This window comes from Bacteroides sp. AM37-9 (assembly GCF_003603455.1).
In the GTDB taxonomy this organism is placed as follows: domain Bacteria; phylum Bacteroidota; class Bacteroidia; order Bacteroidales; family Bacteroidaceae; genus Bacteroides; species Bacteroides xylanisolvens.
Genome location: NZ_QTNF01000055.1, coordinates 1 through 25,348, shown reverse-complemented (window position 1 = coordinate 25,348; position 25,348 = coordinate 1). Strand labels below are relative to the sequence as shown.

The window sequence follows — 25,348 nt, the reverse complement described above, 5'->3', positions numbered from 1 at the left end:
ATACAGGAAAACGGCTGCATCATAAAAGAAAAGACACCGACACCATTCAGGAACTACCGCCCATCGGCAAAAGGATTGCATCTGATTGATACCTTTTCTGCCTGCACTGGAGAGAAGCCGGGAAGGAATTTGATACCGTACTTTTCCGGGTTCTACCCGACATGGACGATAAGAGAACATTATTATGATACCAAAAAACTTTAGGGAAAATATTATATATATAAATAATATATGAATGTATAATATTTATATATTTATTATATGAATAAATTATATTGGAATATTCTTTTATTGAATATTTGTTTGTATATTTGCGGTGTGAAATTATAAATATGGTAGTAGTAGTTTTAAAAGCGGCAACTTCTTTCGCTGGTATTGATTATAATGAGCGAAAGAATGAGGAAGGCAAGAGTGAACTTCTTGTTGCAGAAAATTTTGCTATGAATCCAGATAATTTGAAGAAGTCGGATTATATAGCTTATATGGAATCTGTCTGTAGGACTAATCCAGCGGTCAAGGCAAAACAATTTCATGCAGTGATTTCATGTAAGGGGCGTGAATATTCGGCAGAGGATTTGAAAAATGTTGCTTTGCAATACATAAATAAAATGGGTTATGGAAATAATCCTTATATGATATATTTTCATTCTGATACAGAAAATAATCATGTACATATTGTTTCTACACGAGTACAGAAGAACGGACAGAAGGTAAAAGATAATATGGAAGCTGTGCGCTCACAGAAAGTCATAAATCAAATAATGAATATTGATTTAGCTTTGAAGGCTAAAGATGATATTTTAAAATACATGGAGTTTTCTTTTTCTACAGTGCAGCAGTATAAGTTGTTACTTGAACAATCAGGATGGAAATTAAGAGAAAAGGATGGATTATTAATTTTATATAAGGGTGGTGAAAAGCAGGCTTCAATTCAATTAGAACAGATAAAAGATAAAGCTAAACAATATACACCTGATGAAGAAAGAAGAAAACAGATAACAGCTCTTTTATTTAAATATAAGCAAGGACTTTCCTATACAGAACTTCAAACTTTGATGAAAGATAAGTTTGGTATAAATTTAGTCTTTCATACAGGAAAAGGACATACTAAACCTTATGGATATACATTAATTGATTATAGAAATAAGAGAGTTTTGAAAGGTGGGGAAGTTATGGATTTGAAGGAACTTTTAGTAGAGCCTAATAAACAAGCAAAAGTAGAACACTGTAATAGTATAATTAATCTTCTTTTGAAAGATGGAACAAAATATACAATGGATAGTTTCAAGCAATTAATGTTAGATTACGGTTATAGGTTTTCAATGAATGGCACAATATTTATAAATGGTGATGATAAGGCTTTATTGGTTCTTGATAAAAAACTCTTGAAAGAACTTAGATATAATAGCAGAGTGTATGAAGCAAATAAATTTAATGTTGCTACAGTTAAAGAAGCCGAGTTGTTAAGTAGAATTTATCATGTGAAAAAAGATGATATTTTGATTCAAGAGTATATGGATAAAAAAAATACTGTCTATTCTGATATGATGAATAGTTATTTGGCTCATAGTTCAGATTTACATTCTACATTAAGAGAAAAAGGAATTCTTTTTGTTGAAGATGAAAATTTAGTTTATCTAGTAGATAAAAAGAATAAAGTAATTATAAGTATTGATGATTTAGGAATCAATATTATAAAAGATGGCTATAGTAAAGATAGGATTACTCTAGTTACTCTTGATAAGATGGAAAGAATAAATGTTGAACAAGATTCAGAACTGGCAAGGGGATTTAATCTGATTGATGCTATTTGTGATATTCTTAGCCAGCATATAAATGTACAGCAAGATAAATCTCCTAACAGGAAAAAGAAAAGAGGACAGCAACAAAATTAATTAATAAATATAATAAGATATGATAATATTATTTGGAAATCAGAAAGGCGGTTGTGGTAAAACGACTAATTGCATACAATTTGCCAACTATCTAGTAGAAAAAGGGAAAGAAGTTCTAGTATTGGATTTAGATTTTCAGCGTTCATTATCGGATAGAAGAAAAGAAGATATTGCGACCTATGATAATGAACCTAAATATGAGGTTATACAAACCGATATATCTAATGTTGCTAAAATTATTAGTGATTTTACTAAGGTTGAGCAAGGAAATCTATTAATAGATTTGCCCGGTAAGATTGATGATGATGCTTTAGGAACTATTCTTAAAGCTGCGGATATAATAATATGCCCATTTAAATACGATAAATTTACAATGGATAGCACAGGCTTTTTTATCCAAGTGTTACAGTATTTAAATGTGAAAGCTAAAATATTCTTTTTACCTAACAATATGAGAACTGCGGTAAGATATGAAACGAAAGAACAGGTAGTTGATATTCTTAAGCAAGTTGGTTTTGTTACAGATGAAATACCAGCTTCTGTTGCGATGGAACGTATAAATACATTAGCAATTAGTAATGAGTGTATTGATAAGGTGAAGAATGCTTATGATTATATCATTCAAGAAGGAGCAATAAAATAAAATATTCTTTTAATAGATAATTGTTATAAAGTTATTCATTTATTGTATATATTTGCACATGGCTGATAAATTAAGGAAAAAGCAAAATGAAGGTATTTCTAGTGTTCTGGAAATAGCTAAAATGATAAGAGGTGAAGAATCGCATGGGAGTAGTATAAATGAAACTCCTATTCAAGAAGTTAGATGTGAAGTTGAAGAGGAGAAAGAACCACCTCATGTGGAAATGGAAACAACTTCTTCGGAAGTTTTTAATTTTAATGGCTCTAGTGATATGGATTTGACGGACTTATTAGAGTACATTAAAGGAAAAAATTATAATTGCAAGGAAGTTCTATATGTTGATACAGATGTAAAAGAGGTGTTTGGTTTGCTCAAAGCTAAAGCCAAAATACCTATCTCATCTTTAGTTTCGTTTATTTTGGAAGATTGGTTAACTAAACACCGTAGCGACATAAGTTCTTTGATTAAGCAAAAAAAGAACCGTTTTCTTTAGTACAGAAAAAGGGTCGTTTTGTGAAACAAAAGATTTTTGGTTAGGCTATAGACCCGTCCAATGGGTTTTTCCTCATTGGACGGATATTTTAGATAGAAACAATAATTTCTTTAGGGATTCCTGTATAATATGCTATTTTTTCTACAGGAATATTATCTTCTCTCATTTTTATTATAATATCAATATTTTCTTTAGTAATAGAAGAAGGTATAAACGTAAATAAAATGTCTGACAATTTGCTTATAGCCTTAATAACTTTTTGTTTGTCAGATTCTTTTTTTAAGTCTATTCCACTGAAAGTTGAAAGTTTATCATGCAAAATAAGATAATATATTCCTCCTATTATTAGTGCAGATATAGTTACAATGTCAATATCTGTATTGGAGAATATGTTTGAGAATTTTTGGCATAAAGGTAATGTATGCAATTCTCGTAATTGGGCAGTACGTTGACTAGTTTCATTGTTGCTAGCCAGTTCCCATTTTAGGAGTTCTTGCATGACCTTATTTCCCGATAGAGATTGAAATAAGCCTATGAGGATGTTTATATATAGTTCTTTATCGTTACTTGATTGTTTTTGCGATTTTACAATATCGCTAAACCAATAATCGTATTTTTTTACATACTCGTCAATAAACCTATTCAAATCATCGTATCTGTTATAGAATTGTACAGGCTCAATTTCAGCTTGTCGCATAATACCTGTAACTGTTAGATTAGAAAATCCTTCAGTTTCAATTAAATGGGTTGCCGCATTAATAATGCTTTCCTTTATGTCTTTGGCACTTCTTCGCTTTCTCCTTTCTTTCATTATTATTTTATTTTTATGTTCTTATTTATATCATTAAGAGTATTGACTAAAGATTCTAATTGTTCAAGTTTATGCGTGGCAAGAACGCTGACCCTTAATCTTGCTTCTTTGGTTCTTACAGCCGGATATACAATTCCAATTGTAAAGATACCTTTTTCTTGCAACATTTTAGCAATTTCGTAAACCTTTTTATTATCTCTTATCATAATAGGAAAAATAGGGGAAACAGATTTTCCTATGTCGAACCCTTCTTCTTTCAACCGTTTTCTAAGATAGTTCGTATTTTCCCAAAGTTTGGTTCTTATTTGTGGTTCTTTTTTTATAATCTCTAAAGCTTTTAGTATGGATGCTGTGACTTGTGGGGTAGGGGCTGCTGAAAACACATTGCTGTCCGCATAAAATTTCAAGTATTGTATCATCTTCTTTGAAGCTGCTGCAAATCCCCCTACGCAACCAAATGACTTGCTGAATGTGCCAGTAATAATATCAATTTGACCTAAACAGTTATAGTATTCAGCTGTTCCTCTGCCATTGGCTCCCATTACTCCTATTCCATGTGCATCATCTAACATCAGCATGGCTTCATAAGTCTTGCAAAGAGTAATAATTTCCGGAAGTAAAGACAAATCCCCATCCTGGGAATATACACCATCTATTATTACAAGTTTAGTTTGATATTGCCCTTTGACTTCTTTTAGTACCTTTTCCAAATATTCTAGGTCGTTATGCCCAATTCGTTTTATATTTGTTCCTTTTAGTCCAGCCATTGCGCTTGTGTGGATATAAGGGTCTATCAATGCAATATCATTTTGACCCAATAAGGCTCTTAGTATTCCGGCATTTGCTCCAAATCCGGAAGAAAATAAAATAGCTTCTTCTTGTCCTACAAAAGAAGCTATTTCTTTCTCTAGCTGTTGGTGTATGTCGAGATAACCACCTATTACTTGTGCAGCGCAAGCACCTGTTCCATATTTTTTTATAGCATCTATACCTGCTTGTTTAGTTTCTTCTCTTTGTGACATACCTAAATAATCATTAGAAATAAATGCAATAACAGGTTCGTTGAAGCCTTCAATTGCCATTGTTGAACCGATACCTGTATGTGAAGTTATCCAATAGCTTTTACATCCGAAATCATTTAGTTGCTCAATGTACTGCTGGAAATCATTTGCTCTCTCAATAGCATTTTTCCCATAGGATAGTTCAAAGTCTTTTAATGAATGATAAGTTTTTTCCATATTAGTATAATTTAGATTGTATATTGCAAAAATAGCAAATATATTATGTTTTTAAGCATTAACAGTGAAAAAAACAATATAATTCTTATATTATATACAATTTATATTGTATATTTGCGATATGCAAATGCATTTGCTGAATAATTACTAACTTAAAAATATCGCTTTATGAGAAAACAAATTTTAATTTTATTAGGTTTCTCTTTTAGTCTTATTGCTTGTCAGCAAAACGAAGAGATTGGTTCTGTGGAGGATAATGCCAATCCAAACGAACTTACTACTAGAGCTGCTTCTATGAGAAGGGTTCCTACACAAGCGGAAAAGGATAATCTTAAAAAGGATTTCCCAAATTTAGATGTAAATAATATTTCTGTAACAGGAGAAGCAACAGGTACATATAATTGTATTGCTTATTCTATGGGGATAACTAACAAATGGATTGACCCAGAATCTTTTTACAATGATTTTATAGAACAGTATAAAAATGCTAAAACTTTATATGGTTCGTCTTGTAATTATGAACAGACTAGTACAGAAGGTAGCAATGCTACTGTTGATGGTTGGGGAACAAGTAGTATAGATATGACTCATGGAAGTGTTGTATATAGTAGCGGTACTTGGGAGTCAAAACTTGGGCGTTATTTGCGTATTACCCATAAAAGGAGTGAGCTATCTGGCACTTTGTATGGTAGAATTTTGGTATCTTTTATCGAGAGTAGAACAAAGACTGATATGTCGGAGATAAAGGAACTTGCAAAACAGATAGCACAAGAAGATATTGAACTTTCTGATGCAGAAAAACAAGCTGTCATTGATAAAGCTGCAAATATTAATTGTGAGGTAAAGACTAAGTTTAACGATTTGTTTAATTCATGGAACGAAGAAATTTCAATAAATCCACAAACTAAATATAGTTCAAGTACTCTCGCTTATACAACATTACCACAGTTTAAAGAAATGCAAGCGATGGGTAAAAATATTATTCCGTTAATAATGGAAAAACTTTTAGATGAAGATAATTTCTTTTTGCTTCCTCTATATGATGCTATACAGACTGATTCTCAATTAAAAATAAGCTATAAGAAAGGTGATGCAAAGATTCTAGAAGGAGAACAGAATAAGGCTAAAAGAACAGTTCGTCTTTGGCTAAGTCTTTCGGGAAATTAAGTAAAATATAACTGACTTTTTGGGATAAATAGCTCTTAACGTAATATGCTGTAAGAGCTATTTATATATTTACCTAAAAGTTTTTGGCATCATGGATTTGTTTTCTCTTCGTCCTTTTGTATATGTGGCGTATTCGCGTGCGTCAGAAAGTAAATCTACGTGAACTCTATTGCGTATTTGTTTCTAAGGACATAATTTTAAAACTATATTTATGAAAAAAAAATTCTATTCTTTTTGGGGCGTAAGTCAATTATTGGTAGGAGCAATGACTATTGGTCTTGTCTCTTGTGAAAAAAGTTCTGAACTTTTATATGATTTTTCGGAAACATCAGAAAGTTCAATCCAGTCAAGAGCTATCTCTGTTGCTGACTCTGTGAGTCTGTTTTCTAATATAGATGAGTTTAAAAAAAAGCCAGAAACGAAATCTTATTCTTATTATCCTGAGACAGATGAATTTTATTCATCAAATATGTATGCTGTTAGAGAGCTTCCTTTTGCGTTGAAAGTCAGAGGAGGTGGAGTGGTTGGACAGCCTTATCTTTCTACTCAAGGAATGAGAAAAGAATTGATACTTTCAGCTTATAGTTCTTCAAAATTCTATTTAAAGATTTTGCCACCTAGTAGTGGAATACCATATTTGATTTATTCAAAGTCTTATAATAAGCCATTGGTTTGTGGTCAATATAACAATGACCCAAACAATAAACTTGTTTTTGTTTGGGACTCGGAAGATATAAGTTCTGGAAGTTGGGACCTTATACCATCAACATATAAAGGATATTTTAATATTGAAAATCAGACATATTTAGGAACGGCAGACCCCAATAATCCTTGGAGTGTGTTTAATTATTCTATAGAAGTAAAGAGTAATGGGCAGGTAGGGTATGCAAAATATAATAAGCAACCACAGCAAGAGTTTCTATTAGAGTTTCAGGATAAATTTAAAGTAAAAGAAATAGCATTTGAACCTAAAGCTGTAGTGACGGAATTAGACCCTGTTGTTGTGTATTCAAATGGTCAGACAGGAGCAGTTGCTGGACCATCAAATATTACAATTTATGCAAAAAAAGATGTAAAAGATACTTCTTGTTATACAGAAAAAGGAGCTTTGAAAATTCCAATGGCAAATGAAGAACAAATGTTTTTACGTCCTGCAATAATAGCCGGGCAATTTATTGCCCCTGGCAATTTTAGTAGTGGGGAAATGCCTGATTCAACAATATTTTTGCCTAGAGCTCCTTATACTTCCACAACGTATGAGATACCTAAAACATTATCGGTGACTATTCCGGTAGAAGTTGATGAGCCATCTTTAATTAAAGTAACGACTTATTTAAAGAAATATAGTGTAAAGGCTGACTATACTATTACTATGACTTATCGTAATGGAAATGAGGCTAATGATAGAGAAGTTAAATTTAAAGGTTCTTGGTATGGAATAATAAATACTACATCAAAGGCAAAACCAGACGAAATAGTAACAATTCCTTTAGAAGAATATATGAAAAGTTTATCTAATAATAATCTGCAATAAGAAAAGATTATGAAATCAATATTATATATAATAATTTTATCTGTTATAGCTCCATTGTTTATAGCTTGTTCAGAGGATTTGAACTTATGCGCACAGCAAAATACAGTGGTTGAAACTGATTATTCATGTGATGATGTGATTCTTCAAGAACGTAATCCATCTCTTCCAGATGTTATTACAGGACAACCTTCTTTTGATGAAGAGTTGACAAGAAGTGGTGAGATGATTGGGGGAACTGATAAATATCTAGGTTATGGTTATAAATTGCTTAAGGGGAATTATATACCAAGTGATTTTGATAACTTTACGCATTCCATACTTGATATTGAATCTCTAAAAGAATATGATGAATCATATATTGATGAAAATTATCCTAACTGGAACGACCAGTCATCGTTTGCTTATTATGATTTTAATAATTATACGCATTTTTCATCAATAAGTAAAACTGTGAAAAGTGGATTTTCTTTAAATCTAGGATTTTTTTCTATAGGGAAAAAGAAAACGACAACCGAAACATTTAGAACTTTTATTAATGAATCAAAAGAACAAGCTTATGGGGAAATGAATATATTGTTTGCTCATGGCAAATTTACCTTGTTAAGTTCCAATGGTTCTAATAAAGTGTTTGCAAGGCAGTTTTTAAGAAGGTCTTTTATTAATAATTTATATACCTCTCCTATATCATCTATCATTGATTCATATGGAGATTTTGTTGTTGTTGGTTATTATACAGGTGGAAGAGCTTTTGCGCAATATATGGGTAATGCGGATTCAAATACGAATGTTGAACAGAAAATTAAATCCTTAGAGAAAAATATTAATGCTTCACTTGTATATAAAGGTGATTCACTTAATGGGTCGTTCGGATTTAATGGAAAGGATGGTACTTTTGATTCTACAGTTTACAAAAGACAAGATATATTTATACGTGTAAAAACATTGGGTGGTATTCAAGATGAAACAGGTGTAGTGAATACTACAATGGCACTTAAAGACATAAATATAAACTTGCAATCTTGGAGAAAATCATTAAATGATTCAAAAAATCATACAGTGATTGATTTAATAGAAGAAGGATTATATCCAATGTCGGATTTTGTACTGGAAAGAAACTTTCAAAGACGTTTTGATGATACTTCTAAGGAAATTCTTCTTCCTGTTACAAGACTTTATACTCCGTCTATTACGATTGCAAGAGTATTGACAAAGACATCTGCTTCGGGAGAAAGTTTATATGATGTAGCTGCTGTGTTAACAACAAGACAGGGTGACCAAATAGTATTGAGTAAAAGTAATGCTACGGATGCGGAATTAAGGCAAAATGAAGATGATAATGTTTTTATTAAAAAAGCCCAAATTATATCGGCAGAAATATCAAGGTATTTCAGCTCTGATATTCAGATAAGTTATAATACTAGAAAGCGTATTAATCCTCAAATGCGTTCTCCGCTATGTATGGTTTTGGAGAACTTCAATGAAAAAGGTTTCTGTAAGTACTATCATGAGGCAACTAATATGGAATATTTATACGACCCAACTACCAAACTCTGTTTTTCATTTTTTGCAGATGAAAGAGATGAGAGTTTGCTGGAAGTATATGGTCTTAGTTCATGGGCTTCTAATTTAGTAGAAAAACAGATTTCAATAGCAACATTAGCAAATCTATACACAATTATAGGATTGTAATTTTGAAGTCTGGTATTTATATTAATATAATCTATTTTAATACATGGTACATTATTTTAAACAATCTTGCTTATTAATGCTTTGGGCATTATTTTTAGTAAACATAAGTTTTACAAGTTGTGATGATAAAAATCCAGAGGTACAAATAGGAGAACTTACTCCCCAAAAACTATATCAAACCTCATGGCGTGGTACAGGTCGTTGTGATGCTTGGGTAGTTCCCAATATGGGAGTAGGTATGCAATTTATAGATACTCAATCGGGGAAAGTAAATTGGGAAAGTTACGATGAAATTGATATTACTTACAAAATAGAAGGAAAATATATCATATTTAATAGCAATGCTTTATATTTAGGTGGTGCTCCTTGGGTTATTAAAAGCTATACCCAAAAACATATAACTCTTATACAAAATGAAGCAAGTCCAGATAAAGAGAAAGTAGCTATAATAGAATTAGATAGGATAGATTGATTTCGATTGTATTTTTAAAAGGTATGTATTTGGATGCTCTCTTTTCATATTATAAGTATTTGTTATTATACTGGTATCATTTTTATGAAATGGACATAGGGAAAAGAAGATTCTCGTGTTGCTCTTTCTGGGTTTCGGGGAGTGAAGGATATTAATCACATATTCATATTATTTATATATAATATGGCATTTTGTCCTTCTTCTTTTTCCCTATAGTTTTATGGTATCAATTCTTTGTGTCCGGCTTCCAGCAGCTTTTTGTATTTGGTATCAAAAAGGAGTTCTTCAGGGTGTACCGGGGACGATAATTCGGTATCATTTCATCATGCTATATACGCCCATCAGTGCCAGAACTCCAAAAGAATAGGTATCACAAATTCTTTAAAGTAATATTGGAAAATAAAAGAGAGTATTTTGTACTCTCTTTTATTTTATTAGGGCTGTAATAAATTGATGGCTTTTTGAAGATTAGCTTCTAGCTCTTTTTTAGCGTTTGACATAGCATCATCATAGTTTTTTTCTGATTGTCTTATAATTTCTATTATAACAGAATTATAATTGGCTTTTTGTGCTTCATCTTCTTCTGTATTAGAAATCAGATAGAACTTTTCACTAAATATTAAATCTATAAAAACATAGTTAGAATAAAAATTCAGCACTTGAAATAAAAGTTTTAGGCTGCCCCCTTTTCCTAGTTCAAGATTTGAAATCGCATTTTGTTTACAGTTTAGCTGTTCTGCTAATTGAGCTTGGGAATATCCTATATGCTCTCGGATTTGCTTTAACCTTGTGCCTAAAATTGGTAATGTTATGTTATACATATTGTTCTATTACTGTTTCTACTTCGTCGTATATTCTCTTAAAGTTTTTTTGCAGTAATTTCTCTCTATTATCTGCTGTCCCAAAGTTATATACTTTTGGCAGTTCTTTGTAGGCTTCTTCTTCTTTCTTAATTTTTTTTAAATCTAAATTGGTTTTGCAATGGTACATTGCTGTTGGAAAATTATCTTCTTGTCCGAAATCTAATGCAACTTGCCCTACTAATGTACCAGCCTGTAATGAAGAAATTTTGGATGCCGGGATAACAAAATCCATTTGTTCATTCATATTAATTGTTGTTTCGTTTCTTCTGATGGTAACACCTTCTTTTACTTGCTTAACTTTTCCAAATAGTTTTTGTAGCCAATCTAAAGTTTCAGGAGCTTTAGCTTGCCCGGATAAAGTGTTACCTATAATAGAAGTTATAGTTTTTGCGGTAGCTTTGCCGTATTGTTCTTCTAATTGCGGTAGTTCCTGTAATCCCAAACAAATTGAAACCTTATTGCTACGTGCAGTAGAAAGTAGTGTTGCAAGTTGATAAAAATATAATGTGGGACATTCATCTACTATGATTGAAGTAGGATAGTTACCTTTTGTATTGACAAGTCTAGTTAGTCGGTTAATGATAAGTGCATTTAAAGCACTATTCATGCTTTGTGTTTTAGGGTTATTTGCAATGATGAGATAACTAGGGTCTTTTTTATCTGATACTTTTAAATTGAAATCATTGCCACTAAATACCCAAAAAGATTCTTTAGTTGCCAGTCTTGATAACTGTACTTTTAGACTTGCCATCTGTCCTTCTAATTGGTCCACGGCTCCTGATTTATATGCAGCTTCAAATGGGGAAACTAGTGATTTTAATTCAGGCTCGGAAAAGAGAACTTTAAAAAGTACATCATATTCTTGATTAAGGAAAGCCAGTACATGCGGTAAATCTGAATATTTGCCATTCTCGTATCTAGACCAAAAATAAATAGAAGCTGCTAACAAGTTTACTGCTGATGTTTTAAAAAAATCGCTATTACCTCCACTTCCTTTGTCGCCTTTTTGTAAACTCTCATATAATGCTTCTGCCGTTTCTGTTGCATCTGCTAGGATTTCTATATATTCTCGTTTCAATGGGTTTATTCTTCTACTATATTCAATATCAGAAAAATTGATGACATTGAACTTGAAATTACTTGGTATTTTTCCTAATTGCTTGTTCTTTTGATAATTATAATATGCAATTTTGGCAAGTTCAGGAAATTTGAAGTCGTAAACAACTTCTGCAAATCCTTTAGCTGAATGTTGTCTTATAAAAGAATTTATAACAGAAAAAGATTTACCACTTCCAGGCGTTCCTATTACAAAAGTTCCACGAAAACAGTTACATATATTCAGCCACCCATTATGCCACTTTCTATTGTAGAAAAACTTCATCGGAATATTGACAGAGAATTCTGTTTCTACCTTGTCTTTAGATTGTTCAAAGCTTTCATTCTCTATATTAAATCTATCTTTCATAAAGTTTGATTTAATACGTTTGGAAATGTTATCTAGAGCTGAATTTATTAATGTCGCTCCAATTATTGATAGTATAATGTAAGCTATATTATACCATTCTAAACTAGTTTCTCCTTTTTCTTTAAAGAAAAGAAAGCATATACTTCCAAAGAACATTATGAATCCAAAGATTAAAGGAAAAATGATTTGTTTAGTCGGGTCTAATTCTAAATCCTTTTTTGAACGTGTTCCAATGCAAGTAACCATTATAATAAAGAATGTAAATAGTTTACTATAAAGAATATTAGAATAGATAGGAATTTTTGCCATTTTTGATAATAAGGGCATAATTTGTTCACTAAAGGGAAAATGAACAAATAGTAGAATCTCTATGCAAACAGTTATATAAATGAATGCTTGCATGAATCCATATAGTTTTTGTAATTCTTTGCTTTCTTCCATGATTTAATCGGGTATTTTAACTTTTTCAGGTTCCTCACATTGAAAAGCCTTGAAATCTTCTATAGCTAATTTCAAGTCTTCTAAAAAATTGCTATTGCAACCTTTTTCTACTGCTATCTGGTAATATGCTTCCATTGCTTGGACGGAACAAATATCTGTTCCGCATATTACAAAAGCTGGAATGTCTTCTAATAGGCACTTGTGTAATAATCTTTTTTGGTCTTTCATTTTATTAATTCAAATGAAAATACCACTCTTTTATGCAGTGAGAGTGGTATTGGTTTTTATTTTTTGGTATCATAATAATGTTCTCTTATCGCCCATGTCGGGTAGAACCCGGAAAAGTACGGTATCAAATACCTTCCCGGTTTCTCTCCAGTGCAGGCAGAAAAGGTATCAATTCTACTGGTAATTTTCCTGTCCGAATATATGTTGAACCATTGCATAATTTTCACCACTGTTAGACTTATGCAGCTTATCATCAATAAAAATTTTTACTTCGACTGTCTTAGGTAGCTGTAAATTTTCAAGGTTTTCTTCATCTTTAGGTATAGGGTAGGCAGATAGCCATAAATATGTTCCTTGTTTGGCTTCTTGCTCAAATGTGAATGGACTTTCTACAATAATTTCTTTGGCAGCTTCTTCGGGAGCTTCGGAAGAAATATCTACTCCTACTGTATAATGTATTAGAAGTTTGAAATTTTCTGGGTCGCTTACGGTAGCTTCATACCGTACTTTTCCTGTATCTCCTGTAGGTGGAGTATCAGGGTCGTTGTTATCGTCTTTATTGCATCCAGACAACATAAGGCTTAAACCAATCATTACTAATGATAAATACTTTTTCATATTGTTTCTTTTAAATAGTTGATAATTCAATGTGTATCGTTCCATTTGCAGCATTATATGCTACTTCCTCAATATTGGTGAACCGTCTTATTGATTCTTTCCATTCTTCTGTTTGTGGATTGTGGTAATATTCTTCTTCTAATAGACTTATCAAATTATTTATTTGTTTGTCAGATAGATAAATCTTTTCTCCAACCCTTGGAACTACAGGTAATTGGATTGGTATAGAAATATTGTTCACACCATCTATAGGAATATGGATGTTTATTTCTATCATAGCCATTTCATGTTTAGTATATTTTTGGACGGCTTAAATTTAACAACTTCCTTTTCTGGAACTTCTACAGGTTCTCCAGTTGCCGGATTTCTAGCTATCCGAGCTGGCTGAATAATCTTTTTGAAAGTACCAAAATCTTTTATAGAAACATCTTTTTCTCTTAGATTTTGAGATAATTCTTTGAAAAAACTATCAATTATTTCTGCTACTTCTTTTGTTGGTTTATTTGCCTTTTCAGCAACCATTTTGATTAAATCAGTCTTATTCATTTGCATATCAATAATATTTAATTACTTAAATCACTTAAACAAATTTCAGGAATAATTTGGGTATAGTCTTCTGTATCTGGTCTATAATGTATTGATTCAACTATATTGACCTCACAGATAACATCATATACCCATGCTTTAAAATTTCCTTCTAAATCATCCTCACCATCATTGAATTTATTAAAATCACTTTTAGCTTCATCTGTTAGATATTCTAATAAATTTTGATAAGTAAATTCATTCTGAAACATTATAATGTGAGGTGAAATTTCTTCGCCTATCCTTGGAAGATGCGGAAAATTCCAATCACCCTTTACCTTCATTCCTCTCTCTTTAAAAAAATGGCTATAAATTATAAATTCTATTTTCATATTAGTTTTATTTTAAAATCATCGTTCAGTACAAGCTTTCTTTCCATCGGTTGCCCGTTTTTATCATGAAATCCAGTTAACACAGGTGTTTCTTTTTTCTCGCAAAGTTCTATTGCTTCTTCGGGAGTTATAGAACGTCCTGACATTTCACGCCAAATAACAAAATCACATTTTATGGCTTCATTTCTATAGTTGGAACAATTATAGGCTTTTTTGTTTATATATAAGTTTCCTCCACACTTAGGACACTTACACAATGTATTATCAAAAGAAATATCTAAGTTCTCTGTTAGAACCAGCCGTGAAGAAAAATCATTTCCTTCTCTTGATTTAAATCCAGTCATAAACGGTGTTTTTTTACCTTTGGCAAGTATTTCTGCTGCTTCCAATGGTATTTCTCTTTGTGCAATAGTTTTGGGTATATAGAGGTTACAAACTCTGTTGTTGTTCTTGTCCTTTTGCGAATACCCTTTACAAGCATATCCATTTAGTAAAATTTCAATTTCTCTACCACACACAGGACACGGAGTTTCTAATACTTCATTTACAAAAGAAGGAATAACGATTCCATTTTCGATAGTCAGATATGCAGAAAAAGGAACTCCTTTTTTATTATGGAAGTCATGAAATATATCTGTTTTCCCTGTTGTTATTAATTGCCTGGCTATTTCTTCTGTAATCTCTTTTCCCCAATATGAATGATAAATATTAAATGTACATTTGTCATTCATGTTTTTGAAGTAATTACAGGAATATCCTAAACTACCTTTCATTATGTGTCCTTTTTGGCAAATAGGGCATAAGCCTAAATCTTTGATTGTATCATTATCCATTTAATATCCTCCTTTACTAATCCATTTAATGCCGTTTAAAATATTATCTACTTTTTGTTTCCCACTATTTACATATTTAAATTGTCCGGGTACAAGTGTTTTTAGTACTCCAGCTCTTTTAGCGGATTTCATTTGTCGGCATACAGCGTATGCAAGTCCTCGCATTCGTCTAAGTTCATTGACCACATGAATACATAAATCTATCCTTTGCTTATTATCCATAAGATTTTTTTCACCGCCTTGCAATGCTATATTGTTTATGTATATCATTAAATCTACACTTCGACTGATAAGTTCATACTCTGTTTTTGCAATTATGGTTAATAATTTGGGGTCTCCAACTGCATATTTAGCTGCTTCGGATTGATACTTAGCTATGTCTCTAGCTAAGGTTGAAGCATAAATAATATCCTTTCCATTTTTCACAACTGCATTAACTGTAGAAAGATAGTTGTATGTCTTTTCCTGTAAGGATTGAATTTGACTCATTTTTTGTTGAATTAAAATTTGAAAGTTACGGATTTTTGTTTCCTCACTTTGTATATCTTTCAGTACACCTTGTTGCGCCTGATGGGAATAAACCAATGTTCCAATCATTGCCGGGTCAATGACAATAGATTGTGCTAGTCCTTTTATGTTGCCCAACAGTAACATTAGGGAAAAAAATAAAAGCACTCTTTTCATATCATTATCTGTTTGTAAATTCATATATTCCTTTTTTCTTTTTTTGTTCTTCTACTCTATTTCTGATAGTTTGAATTATATCACTATTAGCTTTAAGACCATTCATCAGTAGTTCTGGTGTTGATTTATCGCCAGAATAAATGTAGATATTGGTGTTGTTTATTAAAGACTGGATAAAACTTTGCTTTTCTTCGTAATCATATACCCGATATAATTCTATGTAGTTAATCCTTTTTGAAAGTACTCCTTGATATATTTTTATTTGCTCTCTAGTTATAATCCATTTTGTACAAAGTAACATTGAAATATATCTGTAGAAAATTATAAATATCAACAATACTAATATCGTTCCACTGATAAATTTTAATAATTCATGTTCTCTTATATATTTACTAAAAATGAACACGAAAATCGCTAATGTAATTAAAAGGAAATTCTTCATTAACCAATATCGGAATTTAGGCTTTAATATAATATCATCAGAAGCTATGTTTGTTCCATCATTCATAACTTAATACTTTTTTTTTGTTCATGTTGTTTCATTAGAATTTCATTGAAATCTTTTGCTTTTTCTGCTTTATGAGAAATCATAGGAGCTATTATTTTGCTTTTTTCCCTAAAACTTTCTAGTGAAACGTCATTTTTGTTAATAGTGAATTCTCTACCCTTAGTTTTAAACAGCACATCATCTTTATTTTCTTTTATTGTCACTTCTGTATTACTAATGATTCCAGACACTTTAATGTCATACAAATTACCGTTTAAATCATTATCAAAACAGGTATGTACTTTAGCTTGTGGGTATCGCAATAAAGTGTTTTTTATTTGATTAACTGAAATGTACCCTCCTACACTACAAAAAACACTTTCTTCTAATTTGATTTTGTTAGCATTGAGCTGATAGAAGCTCATAGCATCTAAAGCGGATTCTGCAAAGTATATATGTTTTGCCATTTGGGGGTGTGGGCAAAAATCAGCAATCCAAAGCGAGTTACTTTTATCTCCTCCGGCAGCCATTCCTTTGAATCCATAGTTTCTTAATTCGTAATTTGTTACTTTGTTGTCTTTATCTTTTGGATTAATATAGGGAAAACCTATATTATAATAATTGCCGTTTCCTTGTAAGTCTTTAACCCTTGTGATAAATGGTAGAAACTTTTCTACGACTTGATGATTTATATTTCTTTCATTTGTGAGAAATCTTAAATCAGCGAGTGTAGTAGGAAATTCTTTATATCTATCTCTGTCAAAAGATTTGTTTTCTGCTTTTACAACTTTGAATGCTTCATATTTAGGACTATAAGGCTCATTTGCGTAATGTCCTAAAATCATATTGATTCGCACAAATGTATTTTGATGTTGGAATTGTGGAAAGTCGTTAATATGATTTTTGATGAACTGAATTAAATCTCCACCTTTATAATTCCTATCATAGTAGTGTTCTTGTACACTATGAGGATTCTTGATGATGATTTCATCCAACTTGTTACCTGTTCCGTCTGTCAGTTTAAAAACAGGCGAAACCTTTCCTTTGCTAATGTCTTGTTTATATCCTAAATCTTCAAGTATTTGAATGATGGATATTTTAGCCTTATAATCGTCAAATGTTAGCATAATATTATAGTTTCATTGTTGGAGTATCATTATTTTTTCCGTAGGTTCTACCATATCCAAGAATAGATGCTTCTTGCTTCGCTGTTGCTTTAATAGAACTATCTATTTTATCCATTTGGGTAGATATTTGTTCTCCGACAGTTTGTTTAGTAGCTTCCCTAGAGTTGGAATATGTTTTTTCTACTTCCTTGTAAGAAGCATAATCTTTAGAAAGTTTATGTTTCTCTAAAAAGGCAGCCATTTCGGTGGGTTTATCTTTAAAAATTTCATCAATCCCTTTAGCTCCTTTTTGGGCTACAAACTCTAATCTTTCTTTATCAGATATATATCTTTCTTTCCCTATTGTTTGTTCTTTCTTTTCAGTCGCTTTAATTTCTATAGTATTTGCATCTTTGATTGATAATCCATTTCTGGCATTCAAATCTAGTTTTACTTTTGCAGCTTTGTTTAGTTCCTCGTTTACAATGGTAATTTCTTTTCCATTTTTGAGATTTTCTTGCTGCATAGGAGTAAGCTCTATTCCTCCAAGTTTTTGGGGAATATGAATGTCTTTTGCTTTTATTGATACTATCTCATTAGTATCTTTGTCACGTTGGTGCAATGTTCTTTCTCCTTTTGAATTAGTCTTTACTACGACATTATCAGCTTTTAGGGCTTTTATTTCATCCTTAGTAAAGGATAAATCATTTTTTATTTCTTGTCGTTTAGGAATGAGCAAGATAGCAATCCCAGCGATTGGGTAAACTACTGTAATAGCTGCGATTGCTAGTTTTCTAGCATTGATACCATCAATTTTGATGCGTTTACCTTCTTCTTTGAAATCAATTTCGTTGGCTTTTAATTTAGATTTATTTTCAGGTGTATTCTCGGCTGTTATATATTTAAGAGTTGTTGCTTTCCCTTCAAAATGGAGTTTTCCATTTTCTGTTTTATAAGACACTTTTTCATTGTCTAGAAGTGTTCTATTACCGGGAGTATCTTCAATGGAAAAATTTAGCATACCTGTTTTTTTCCCATTTTTGATGTTTGCAACATCTTCGGGGCTTAAATTTTCCGGTTTAACTCCTACTTCATTAAACTTGTTCCAGTCTATATCAACATATGAACCTTTACCATCTAGGGTTTGGTTTTGTTCATAAGCATATCGATAAAGGTCTTCTCCTTTATATGCAATTTTATTTTCAAGGTCAATGACTGTAAATCCGTCTTTATATCCTTCATTCTTGTTAGTACCTTGTTTTATATCATCCCATTTTATAATTGCAACATTGTGGTTTTCTCGTAAATATTGGCTATATTCTTGGAAATTATTGCTAGCTTGTTCTTTATCAAAGAAACTGATTATTCTTTCTTTAGATTGCTCTAATAAAGATTCTCTATTATCTCCTAAATTGCCAAGTTTAAGTGTATTCAGTGGATAAGTATATGTTTCATTACCTTTGGAAAAGGTAATATCACCATTCCGATATTCTTCTGAATATCCAAGAATTGCTGCTATTGCTCGGAATTGTCCGGCATTTTCATAACTATATTGCAAAGCTTCAAATTTTTTCTTTTCTTCCATTTTATAATTTGAATTTATGTTCTACTTTAGATTGCGATTCATTTCCAAGTGCTGTTTTTTGTCCTTTCATGTATTCTATATATTCATTTCTGTTTTTATCAGTATGAATAGTTCCTATAATTTGTGGGTTATGCCGGTCATAAGCTATTTTCTGTTGCTGCTCGAAGTCTAGGAATTTTATTCCTCTTGGATTATTTAAATCTAATCTTATGGCAATTTTTTCTTTGTCAACATTCAAAATTAATTCCTTACCTGATTTTAGAGTTTCCTTTTGTTGCTTATCCAGCTCAACACCTTTTATGTTTGAAGGTATTGAAATACTTTTGATTTTTGTTTTAAGCAATTCGTTTGTTTCAGGGTCTAATTGTACGAGATATTTTTCATTGTTAATAGTTTTTGTTATTATCTCGTTATCTTGAAGTCGTTCTAACTCCTTTGGTTTAAGGTTTATATCATTCATTATTTCTGGTCTGACTGGATGAATTTTAACGCCAGCATTGTTGCTGTCTTTCCAGTACAAACTTATTTTTCCTTTCATACTTATTTCTTCTCCATTGTTATCGTGAAAAGAAAGGTCTAGTAAACAGGTTCTCTTTCCAGATAATAGAGCTGTGATATTTGCCTTATCCAAAGACCATATCTGTTTTTTTGATATTCCTATTAGTTCTAATTCTTTATATGGAATATCATTTTCATTAAAAATAGCTTGTTTTTTATCCATGTAATGTATATTTTTGTCCAAAAGTAATAAAAATATCAATATGAAGAATAAATTTATCGTATTTTTTGCTTGTTCATTGTTTTTTTCAGTGAATGGCTACTGTCAGTTTAATACGGTATTACAGAAAAAGGATATTCCTAAAGCGGAACCTGTATTAGCAACGACAGAAAATAAGTTGATAGAAGAAAAAGAAAAGGCTGTTGTCGTCAATGATGCTTTGACTACAGAACGGCTTGCATACTGGAAGCAAAGAAGGTATTTATCTTTGCCCATTGATTCAATGGTGATAACTTCCCATTATGGTAAAAGAAAAGACCCATTTACTGGAAAAATAGCAAATCATAGAGGGATAGACCTTAAAGGCAACAACGACTATGTTTATTCGATAATGCCGGGAATGGTTGTAAAAACAGGAAAAAATAAAGGGTTGGGCAATTATGTAGAAGTGCGTCATGGTGATTTTACTTCTATCTATGGGCATTTATACAGTGTGCTTGTAAATGCGAAACAAGCTGTTGAAGCTGGGCAACCAATAGGCATTAGTGGAAGTACCGGGCGCAGCACAGGAGAACACTTACATTTTCAAATGGAATACAAAGATAAGACTATAGACCCTAAGCCAATTCTTGATTATATTAATGAGGTAATCAGAACCGTTAAAGGACAAATTTCACAGCAAATAGATAATGAGTTAAGACGCAAATAAATAGAAAGAGAGGATTGGAAAAACCAGTCCTCTCTTTTTATTTGAATCAGAAAAAACCTTTTTTTAATCCTTTTTCTTGTCTTTGAACTTTTTCTAATGAAGATTGAAGTTGTGACAGAGCTTCTTTCATTCCTTTTTTTACTTCAGGATTCGTGACGGATTCAATAAGTTCTTTTCCTGTTTGAATGTTAGTCTTAAGTATTTCTTTATTCTTCATCTGTTTTGCACGACTTTCATCTATAAAAATAGATGGCATACTTTTACAACTCCATTCACCATTCACTAGGTTAAAATCTTTAATTCTTTCTTTCGCTAAGTAGGTGTGGATAGAAATCTTATCTACAGCCTTATCACTGTATAATTGATTTGCAGATTTCATTAGTCCATTTACGGCTTTGTTATGTGAATCAATATCGGCTAATCGTCCTTGTCCTTTACTTAGTACTTCTTCTTGATACCTGTTGTAAAGTCCTAGTTGGGTAAACTCCTTGGGGGCTGCAATAATATATGCTTCAACTCTAAATCCTGCATCTTTAAATTTTTGTGCTGTCTTTAAAGGTACATCTGGATTTCTCATAGTTCCTTCTATAATAATATTGCATTTCCGTTTAATGGCTTCTTCTATTAGTTTTTCTGTAAAAACGCTAGAAAAAATCTGGGTTTCAATGGGGTATTTAATAGGGTCTTTTATTAGTTCCTTATTGGGGTGAAATTGTCTGTAAAGGTCACCATTAACAGTGAGAAAATCTAAGTTAGGATGGTCTTTCTTTGCAACATTTATAAGAGTGCTTTTTCCGCAAGCTGGTTGTCCACCTAAGATTATAGCAATAGGCTTTTGTGATGATATATTGATGTCCTCAAATAAGCCATCTTTTTTTTGTTCAAAGATGGCTTCTACTTCATAGCGTTGCATAATATGCTTTCAATTTAGGTGCGTAATAGTTTTGTATCTTATCCATGACTGATAAGCGCACATTTTCAGAAACTTCAAACTGCAACAATCCATTTGCTATTTTTTCTTCTGTGTTGAGAACAGAAAGTTCTTTTTTCAGTATTTTTTTTCTGTTTTCATCCTTCTCTTCTGATATTTCATCTATCTTCATCATGCGGAGTGTCCCGATAATGTCGAGCGCAACATCCAAGCTCATTTCTTTATTCATGGTTCATTATAGTTTTATGATTTATACTTCAATAGATTCTGTGAATTTTAATAATGGAATAACTTTCACTGTATGAAATGAAAGTTGGTTAAAAAGCTTATGGGTCTTTAGCATTTCAATCGCTGCATCAGCCGTAACAACACTTTGTTCATAAAGCCGGATTGTTGCATATAACTGGTCATTGGCAACGGGTCCCATTATTAAATCATAGCTGTTTTTTCCTTTCCCTCTGCGGTTATTAACTACAAACTCCAGCCACTCTTTTGTAGCACCCTCAAACCGGAGGACTGAAAACTCTCTATCAAGAATATTATCGGGAACTTCATAAACTGAAACAACAGCTTTTTTACCATGTTCCCGATTCCTTTTGAGTATTGCCCACTTCTTAGCCTGTTCAAAATTAGTTGTCGTATAGAATCCTTTTCCAAAGTCAGTAGCTTTACGCCCTTTCTGTATATTAGGACATTTGACGGTAACTGTTGAGCCGTGATATAGTTTCATGCCTTTTTATTGATATAAGTTATTATAGTATCTAATATATACTCTGTATCTTGTGTGTGCAGCATTTCAAAATTTTCATATAAAAATTCAAAAACGCCATGATTGGAAAACAGTAAAAGAGTTTCTTTAGCACTTATATTTTTAGTTTCCCTATAATTTTCAGCACAAAACATTTGAAAAAGCAATATCTTTGGATTGTCCTTTTGTACTTTCTTCTGTTCTGTTTTCTCTTTTTCTAATGCTTCATAAAGTGATAATGTACTTGAATACCACAGTTTTGTATTCTCGTCCAATAATGCCTTGTACAAATTGGAAGAATATATATAGTATAACGCATCTTCTAAAGGTAGCGTTTTTCTTTTCATGACTGTATCAACCAATTCTCTCATAACAAATGGGAGCATAGCCGAACCAAGTTCATTTTGATATGTTTGATTAGTTTCCATAACTATTTATTTTCTAATTTTATATAGCTATCTTGCTGATGTATTTAGCAAAGATAGAGAAAAAAATATCATAGACCTATTGTATTGATTAGTTTGTAAATAGGTTCTTTGTATTCTTTAGATTTTTAATTTGTATAACATACTTATTGATTCCTAGCTCATTAAAGATTTCTGCGTACATTTTTATTATGGATTTTCTGTAGTAGATGGTTAATCCTAGTATTGCAATGCAAATAAAAATCAAATAGACTAGTTCACTATACGCATAGATTGCTAATACAAGAACCCCACCAATAGCCCATAAAAGGCTACTTAAAAGAAATCTTAAGATATTCATAATTTTGTTTGCTGTTCTTTATACTGGCAGCCAAACCAGCTTTAAAGGTTTGTTTATCTCTTTATTTTCAATACTCAAAGATAGTAATTTTCTATAAATGTCGCAAATAATAGGACAATTATTTTTGTTAAAAATGGTTTTAGGTTTATAGACTGCCGAAGTTTTATTTTTCCCTAAAGTTTTTGGTATCATAATAATGTTCTCTTATCGTCCATGCCGGGCAGAACCCGGAAAAGTACGGTATCAAATACCTTCCCGGTTTCTCTCCAGTACTGATAGAAAAGGTATCAATTAGATGCAATCCTTTTGCCAATGGGCGGTAGTTCCTGAATAGTGTCGGTGTCTTTTCTTTTATGATGCAGCCGTTTTCCTGTATTCAGGTATAGAGAGAAACGACACAACAAACTTTAGGGAAAAGAAAATTTTCGTGTAGCTCTTTCTGGGTTCCGGGGAAGTGTATCAATCACATATTATAGCTCATATATTATTTATATATATAATATGGTATTTTGTTCCTGTTCTTTTTCCCTAATGTTTTATGGTATCAATTTTTTGTGGCCGACTTCCGGCTGCTTTTTGTATTTGGTATCAAATGGTCGTTCTACAGGGTGTGCCAGGAATGATAATTCGGTATCATTTCATCATGCTATGTTTCCCCATCAGTGCCAGAACCTCAGAGGAAGAATATTGTAAGATATTTGTGATGCCTTATATGTTTATAGTTCTATTTATTACATATCATCTATTGTGAAACATTTTGTTTCAATTTCATAGTTATAGAAGAGTTTTGTACGAAGAAATTCTACTTTCTGTTGTAATAATCTTGGCTTAAAATTTTTTCGTAAGCGTTTAACTTCACCGATTAATACTTTTTTGTTACTTGCGTATATTGCCACAATATCTACTTCGTTTTGAGCTATATCCTTACCTTTTGATGTTTCCCACCATGAGCCGATGTTTCTGTAAAACATTTGTTCTGATAATTGTTGCCGAAAGTATCTTTCAAGTACCATGCCCGAATAAGTTGAATAATCTGATTTGATTAGCTCTGCAAGTCCATTTAAATTGCCAGATTCTATAAAATCTTGATTTCGATTTATATATCGAAACCAAAAACGTAAAAAGTTATCTGCTATTTCATAACGTACATTTTGAGTTCCTTCTTTTGATAAAATCGGGCGTTTTCGCCTAATTACAGCATAATCATCTTCTAGACGTTTCATCTGTCCTCCAATACTTCTGCCTGTAAATGTGGCGAGAATATCAGCCATTGTGTTACGCCCAGAAGCGATAGATGCAAGGATAGAATAATAGTTGCCATATTTCTTCCCGAACTCCTGAATTAATAGATAATCTCCTTCATCAAGAAAAAAAGACCCTGGACGAATCATAAACTCTATCATGTTCGGCATGGTATATGCTCCAGCTTCTAATAAAAGCTCCACGTATTTAGGTACTCCCCCTGTGAATGTATATAGAGCCAATAGGTCTTCATTGGTGTAATTGGGGTTGAAATCAGCTATGATATTTTTTAGGACAGAAGTAGTGAATGGCATAATCTTTAAGTTTCGGTCTGCTCGTCCGTATAATGGTTCACGTGCATCTTTAAAAATGCGGTGCATAAGTGTATATACAGAACCGCTTACAATTAGATTTATGTGTGTGCTATCCTTGTATCTATCCCAAACATCTTGCATTTCGCTGAAAACAGATTCATTAATGTAGAAAAATTCTTGAAACTCATCTATGATAAGATTAAATTTACGATATTTCCCTAATTCCATTAATGAGGTAAAAATATTGATAAACATTCCTGAACCGTCAGAAAAGTGTATATTAAGCGATTGGCTGATTACTTGTGCAAATTTACTGCAAAGTTCCCCTTCGTTTTTTCGTGCTACAAAAAGATAAACAGTTGGTTGTTCCTCACAACTTTTTAATATGAGTTTTGTTTTTCCAACCCTTCTTCTTCCTGTTACAACAGTAAAACGTGAATGGTCATTAAATGATTGTTCCTGTACTTCGCGAAGTACCTTTAATTCTTCTTCCCTATTATAAAATTTCATATGAGTATGTTTTTTAAATTCATCGGTGGGTAATTCATCGATGGGTGAATTACGGTTTCTGTGCAAAGATAATATTTTAATCAATAACTTTTATTGGTCTTATCAAATTTTAGAGAACTTAATTTTTTATGATAATATTCTATAAATGTTTGGTATCAAATTCCTTCCCGGTATCTCTCCAGTGATGGTAGAAAAGGTATCAATTAGATGCAATCCTTTTGCTGACGGACGGTAGTTCCTGA

Annotated in this window: 29 protein-coding genes; 9 read left to right on the top strand and 20 right to left on the bottom strand. The window is 31.9% G+C overall.

Annotation, left to right across the window (positions count from 1 at the left end):
- From DW862_RS26215 to DW862_RS24280, 4 genes are all read left to right on the top strand, one after another.
- Positions 1–204, top strand: a 204-nt coding sequence (locus DW862_RS26215) for a hypothetical protein (RefSeq protein ID WP_207895186.1), incomplete at its 5' end; no start/stop codon positions are given.
- A gap of 128 nt (positions 205–332) precedes the next feature.
- On the top strand, positions 333–1,895 hold the full coding sequence (locus tag DW862_RS24290) for a relaxase/mobilization nuclease domain-containing protein (protein WP_004295356.1): 1,563 nt from the start codon (positions 333–335) through the stop codon (positions 1,893–1,895).
- A 19-nt stretch (positions 1,896–1,914) separates the two neighbouring features.
- The gene (locus tag DW862_RS24285; RefSeq protein WP_004295355.1) at positions 1,915–2,538 is read left to right on the top strand and encodes a ParA family protein; all 624 of its coding nucleotides are present in this window, start codon (positions 1,915–1,917) and stop codon (positions 2,536–2,538) included.
- Between the two features lie 58 nt (positions 2,539–2,596).
- Entirely contained in the window at positions 2,597–3,031 is a 435-nt protein-coding gene (locus DW862_RS24280) for a hypothetical protein (RefSeq protein ID WP_004295354.1), read from the top strand.
- Positions 3,032–3,119: 88 nt separating this feature from the next.
- Here the strand turns inward: DW862_RS24280 and DW862_RS24275 are convergent, their stop codons facing one another.
- The gene (locus DW862_RS24275) at positions 3,120–3,842 is read right to left on the bottom strand and encodes a TetR/AcrR family transcriptional regulator (protein WP_004295353.1); all 723 of its coding nucleotides are present in this window, start codon (positions 3,840–3,842) and stop codon (positions 3,120–3,122) included.
- 2 nt (positions 3,843–3,844) lie between these two features.
- Complete coding sequence (locus tag DW862_RS24270) at positions 3,845–5,080, bottom strand: aminotransferase class I/II-fold pyridoxal phosphate-dependent enzyme (RefSeq protein ID WP_004295352.1); 1,236 nt, start codon at positions 5,078–5,080, stop codon at positions 3,845–3,847.
- A gap of 168 nt (positions 5,081–5,248) precedes the next feature.
- On the opposite strand from DW862_RS24270, the gene DW862_RS24265 reads away from it, so the two are divergent.
- The 4 genes from DW862_RS24265 (at position 5,249) to DW862_RS24250 (ending at position 9,942) form a co-directional block, all read left to right on the top strand.
- On the top strand, positions 5,249–6,247 hold the full coding sequence (locus tag DW862_RS24265; protein ID WP_004295351.1) for a hypothetical protein: 999 nt from the start codon (positions 5,249–5,251) through the stop codon (positions 6,245–6,247).
- Positions 6,248–6,458: 211 nt separating this feature from the next.
- On the top strand, positions 6,459–7,781 hold the full coding sequence (locus tag DW862_RS24260; RefSeq protein ID WP_005647361.1) for a hypothetical protein: 1,323 nt from the start codon (positions 6,459–6,461) through the stop codon (positions 7,779–7,781).
- A gap of 9 nt (positions 7,782–7,790) precedes the next feature.
- Positions 7,791–9,470: an MAC/perforin domain-containing protein gene (locus DW862_RS24255; RefSeq protein WP_004295348.1), complete on the top strand. Its 1,680-nt coding sequence runs from the start codon at positions 7,791–7,793 to the stop codon at positions 9,468–9,470.
- A gap of 76 nt (positions 9,471–9,546) precedes the next feature.
- Positions 9,547–9,942 carry a hypothetical protein gene (locus tag DW862_RS24250; RefSeq protein ID WP_004295347.1) on the top strand — a complete coding sequence of 132 codons (396 nt, stop codon included), beginning with the start codon at positions 9,547–9,549 and terminating at the stop codon, positions 9,940–9,942.
- Between the two features lie 434 nt (positions 9,943–10,376).
- On the opposite strand, the gene DW862_RS24245 is transcribed toward DW862_RS24250, so the two are convergent.
- The 13 genes from DW862_RS24245 to DW862_RS24185 all read right to left on the bottom strand — a co-directional run bounded on the left by DW862_RS24245 (position 10,377) and on the right by DW862_RS24185 (position 19,890).
- Positions 10,377–10,763, bottom strand: a complete 387-nt coding sequence (locus tag DW862_RS24245) for a helix-turn-helix domain-containing protein (protein ID WP_004295346.1) — start codon at positions 10,761–10,763, stop codon at positions 10,377–10,379.
- Complete coding sequence (locus DW862_RS24240; RefSeq protein ID WP_004295345.1) at positions 10,756–12,711, bottom strand: type IV secretory system conjugative DNA transfer family protein; 1,956 nt, start codon at positions 12,709–12,711, stop codon at positions 10,756–10,758. The genes DW862_RS24245 and DW862_RS24240 overlap by 8 nt, the downstream gene beginning before the upstream one ends.
- 3 nt (positions 12,712–12,714) lie before the next feature.
- Positions 12,715–12,939 (bottom strand): hypothetical protein, encoded by a 225-nt coding sequence (locus DW862_RS24235; protein ID WP_004295344.1) that lies wholly within the window; start codon positions 12,937–12,939, stop codon positions 12,715–12,717.
- A 174-nt stretch (positions 12,940–13,113) separates the two neighbouring features.
- Positions 13,114–13,557, bottom strand: coding sequence for a hypothetical protein (locus DW862_RS24230; protein WP_029429444.1), 444 nt, complete (start codon positions 13,555–13,557; stop codon positions 13,114–13,116).
- 10 nt (positions 13,558–13,567) lie between these two features.
- Positions 13,568–13,840 carry a hypothetical protein gene (locus DW862_RS24225; protein WP_004295341.1) on the bottom strand — a complete coding sequence of 91 codons (273 nt, stop codon included), beginning with the start codon at positions 13,838–13,840 and terminating at the stop codon, positions 13,568–13,570.
- Positions 13,831–14,109 (bottom strand): HU family DNA-binding protein, encoded by a 279-nt coding sequence (locus DW862_RS24220; protein WP_004295340.1) that lies wholly within the window; start codon positions 14,107–14,109, stop codon positions 13,831–13,833. The genes DW862_RS24225 and DW862_RS24220 overlap by 10 nt, the downstream gene beginning before the upstream one ends.
- 11 nt (positions 14,110–14,120) lie before the next feature.
- Entirely contained in the window at positions 14,121–14,474 is a 354-nt protein-coding gene (locus DW862_RS24215; protein ID WP_004295339.1) for a hypothetical protein, read from the bottom strand.
- Positions 14,471–15,307, bottom strand: a complete 837-nt coding sequence (locus DW862_RS24210; RefSeq protein ID WP_004295338.1) for a topoisomerase C-terminal repeat-containing protein — start codon at positions 15,305–15,307, stop codon at positions 14,471–14,473. The genes DW862_RS24215 and DW862_RS24210 overlap by 4 nt, the downstream gene beginning before the upstream one ends.
- Positions 15,308–16,015 (bottom strand): hypothetical protein, encoded by a 708-nt coding sequence (locus DW862_RS24205; protein ID WP_005647345.1) that lies wholly within the window; start codon positions 16,013–16,015, stop codon positions 15,308–15,310.
- Entirely contained in the window at positions 15,996–16,499 is a 504-nt protein-coding gene (locus DW862_RS24200; RefSeq protein WP_005647342.1) for a PH domain-containing protein, read from the bottom strand. Before DW862_RS24200 ends, DW862_RS24205 begins: the two co-directional genes overlap by 20 nt.
- A complete protein-coding gene (locus tag DW862_RS24195) occupies positions 16,496–17,605 on the bottom strand; it encodes a toprim domain-containing protein (protein WP_004295336.1) in 1,110 nt (369 codons plus the stop codon). Before DW862_RS24195 ends, DW862_RS24200 begins: the two co-directional genes overlap by 4 nt.
- 4 nt (positions 17,606–17,609) lie before the next feature.
- Positions 17,610–19,169, bottom strand: coding sequence for a DUF3945 domain-containing protein (locus tag DW862_RS24190; RefSeq protein WP_004295335.1), 1,560 nt, complete (start codon positions 19,167–19,169; stop codon positions 17,610–17,612).
- Position 19,170: 1 nt separating this feature from the next.
- Positions 19,171–19,890 (bottom strand): DUF4099 domain-containing protein, encoded by a 720-nt coding sequence (locus tag DW862_RS24185; protein ID WP_004295334.1) that lies wholly within the window; start codon positions 19,888–19,890, stop codon positions 19,171–19,173.
- A 40-nt stretch (positions 19,891–19,930) separates the two neighbouring features.
- Between DW862_RS24185 and DW862_RS24180 the strand changes: the two genes are divergently transcribed.
- On the top strand, positions 19,931–20,596 hold the full coding sequence (locus DW862_RS24180) for a M23 family metallopeptidase (RefSeq protein ID WP_005780938.1): 666 nt from the start codon (positions 19,931–19,933) through the stop codon (positions 20,594–20,596).
- Positions 20,597–20,642: 46 nt separating this feature from the next.
- Here DW862_RS24180 and DW862_RS24175 read toward each other — a convergent pair whose 3' ends face one another.
- From DW862_RS24175 to DW862_RS24150, 5 genes are all read right to left on the bottom strand, one after another.
- The gene (locus DW862_RS24175) at positions 20,643–21,509 is read right to left on the bottom strand and encodes a zeta toxin family protein (RefSeq protein WP_004295332.1); all 867 of its coding nucleotides are present in this window, start codon (positions 21,507–21,509) and stop codon (positions 20,643–20,645) included.
- Positions 21,496–21,756, bottom strand: a complete 261-nt coding sequence (locus DW862_RS24170) for a hypothetical protein (RefSeq protein WP_004295331.1) — start codon at positions 21,754–21,756, stop codon at positions 21,496–21,498. The genes DW862_RS24175 and DW862_RS24170 overlap by 14 nt, the downstream gene beginning before the upstream one ends.
- A 21-nt stretch (positions 21,757–21,777) precedes the next feature.
- Positions 21,778–22,257 (bottom strand): DUF3990 domain-containing protein, encoded by a 480-nt coding sequence (locus tag DW862_RS24165; protein WP_004295330.1) that lies wholly within the window; start codon positions 22,255–22,257, stop codon positions 21,778–21,780.
- The gene (locus DW862_RS24160; protein ID WP_004295329.1) at positions 22,254–22,703 is read right to left on the bottom strand and encodes a DUF3791 domain-containing protein; all 450 of its coding nucleotides are present in this window, start codon (positions 22,701–22,703) and stop codon (positions 22,254–22,256) included. Before DW862_RS24160 ends, DW862_RS24165 begins: the two co-directional genes overlap by 4 nt.
- A gap of 1,068 nt (positions 22,704–23,771) precedes the next feature.
- Positions 23,772–25,106 carry an ATP-binding protein gene (locus tag DW862_RS24150; RefSeq protein WP_004295327.1) on the bottom strand — a complete coding sequence of 445 codons (1,335 nt, stop codon included), beginning with the start codon at positions 25,104–25,106 and terminating at the stop codon, positions 23,772–23,774.
- Between the last annotated feature and the right edge of the window lie 242 nt (positions 25,107–25,348).

What these genes read in the sequence shown, in the direction of transcription:
- DW862_RS24285 (WP_004295355.1), top strand. Translation starts at nt 1,915, where the DNA reads ATGATAATATTATTTGGAAATCAGAAAGGCGGTTGTGGTAAAACGACT.
- DW862_RS24185 (WP_004295334.1), bottom strand. Translation starts at nt 19,890, where the DNA reads ATGGATAAAAAACAAGCTATTTTTAATGAAAATGATATTCCATATAAA.
- DW862_RS24205 (WP_005647345.1), bottom strand. Translation starts at nt 16,015, where the DNA reads ATGAATTTACAAACAGATAATGATATGAAAAGAGTGCTTTTATTTTTT.
- DW862_RS24215 (WP_004295339.1), bottom strand. Translation starts at nt 14,474, where the DNA reads ATGAAAATAGAATTTATAATTTATAGCCATTTTTTTAAAGAGAGAGGA.
- DW862_RS24230 (WP_029429444.1), bottom strand. Translation starts at nt 13,557, where the DNA reads ATGAAAAAGTATTTATCATTAGTAATGATTGGTTTAAGCCTTATGTTG.
- DW862_RS24240 (WP_004295345.1), bottom strand. Translation starts at nt 12,711, where the DNA reads ATGGAAGAAAGCAAAGAATTACAAAAACTATATGGATTCATGCAAGCA.
- DW862_RS24195 (WP_004295336.1), bottom strand. Translation starts at nt 17,605, where the DNA reads ATGCTAACATTTGACGATTATAAGGCTAAAATATCCATCATTCAAATA.
- DW862_RS24265 (WP_004295351.1), top strand. Translation starts at nt 5,249, where the DNA reads ATGAGAAAACAAATTTTAATTTTATTAGGTTTCTCTTTTAGTCTTATT.
- DW862_RS24200 (WP_005647342.1), bottom strand. Translation starts at nt 16,499, where the DNA reads ATGAATGATGGAACAAACATAGCTTCTGATGATATTATATTAAAGCCT.
- DW862_RS24160 (WP_004295329.1), bottom strand. Translation starts at nt 22,703, where the DNA reads ATGGAAACTAATCAAACATATCAAAATGAACTTGGTTCGGCTATGCTC.
- DW862_RS24255 (WP_004295348.1), top strand. Translation starts at nt 7,791, where the DNA reads ATGAAATCAATATTATATATAATAATTTTATCTGTTATAGCTCCATTG.
- DW862_RS24275 (WP_004295353.1), bottom strand. Translation starts at nt 3,842, where the DNA reads ATGAAAGAAAGGAGAAAGCGAAGAAGTGCCAAAGACATAAAGGAAAGC.
- DW862_RS24190 (WP_004295335.1), bottom strand. Translation starts at nt 19,169, where the DNA reads ATGGAAGAAAAGAAAAAATTTGAAGCTTTGCAATATAGTTATGAAAAT.
- DW862_RS24165 (WP_004295330.1), bottom strand. Translation starts at nt 22,257, where the DNA reads ATGAAACTATATCACGGCTCAACAGTTACCGTCAAATGTCCTAATATA.
- DW862_RS24280 (WP_004295354.1), top strand. Translation starts at nt 2,597, where the DNA reads ATGGCTGATAAATTAAGGAAAAAGCAAAATGAAGGTATTTCTAGTGTT.
- DW862_RS24180 (WP_005780938.1), top strand. Translation starts at nt 19,931, where the DNA reads ATGAAGAATAAATTTATCGTATTTTTTGCTTGTTCATTGTTTTTTTCA.
- DW862_RS24270 (WP_004295352.1), bottom strand. Translation starts at nt 5,080, where the DNA reads ATGGAAAAAACTTATCATTCATTAAAAGACTTTGAACTATCCTATGGG.
- DW862_RS24290 (WP_004295356.1), top strand. Translation starts at nt 333, where the DNA reads ATGGTAGTAGTAGTTTTAAAAGCGGCAACTTCTTTCGCTGGTATTGAT.
- DW862_RS24225 (WP_004295341.1), bottom strand. Translation starts at nt 13,840, where the DNA reads ATGGCTATGATAGAAATAAACATCCATATTCCTATAGATGGTGTGAAC.
- DW862_RS24175 (WP_004295332.1), bottom strand. Translation starts at nt 21,509, where the DNA reads ATGCAACGCTATGAAGTAGAAGCCATCTTTGAACAAAAAAAAGATGGC.
- DW862_RS24170 (WP_004295331.1), bottom strand. Translation starts at nt 21,756, where the DNA reads ATGAATAAAGAAATGAGCTTGGATGTTGCGCTCGACATTATCGGGACA.
- DW862_RS24245 (WP_004295346.1), bottom strand. Translation starts at nt 10,763, where the DNA reads ATGTATAACATAACATTACCAATTTTAGGCACAAGGTTAAAGCAAATC.
- DW862_RS24250 (WP_004295347.1), top strand. Translation starts at nt 9,547, where the DNA reads ATGCTTTGGGCATTATTTTTAGTAAACATAAGTTTTACAAGTTGTGAT.
- DW862_RS24150 (WP_004295327.1), bottom strand. Translation starts at nt 25,106, where the DNA reads ATGAAATTTTATAATAGGGAAGAAGAATTAAAGGTACTTCGCGAAGTA.
- DW862_RS24210 (WP_004295338.1), bottom strand. Translation starts at nt 15,307, where the DNA reads ATGGATAATGATACAATCAAAGATTTAGGCTTATGCCCTATTTGCCAA.
- DW862_RS24235 (WP_004295344.1), bottom strand. Translation starts at nt 12,939, where the DNA reads ATGAAAGACCAAAAAAGATTATTACACAAGTGCCTATTAGAAGACATT.
- DW862_RS24260 (WP_005647361.1), top strand. Translation starts at nt 6,459, where the DNA reads ATGAAAAAAAAATTCTATTCTTTTTGGGGCGTAAGTCAATTATTGGTA.
- DW862_RS24220 (WP_004295340.1), bottom strand. Translation starts at nt 14,109, where the DNA reads ATGCAAATGAATAAGACTGATTTAATCAAAATGGTTGCTGAAAAGGCA.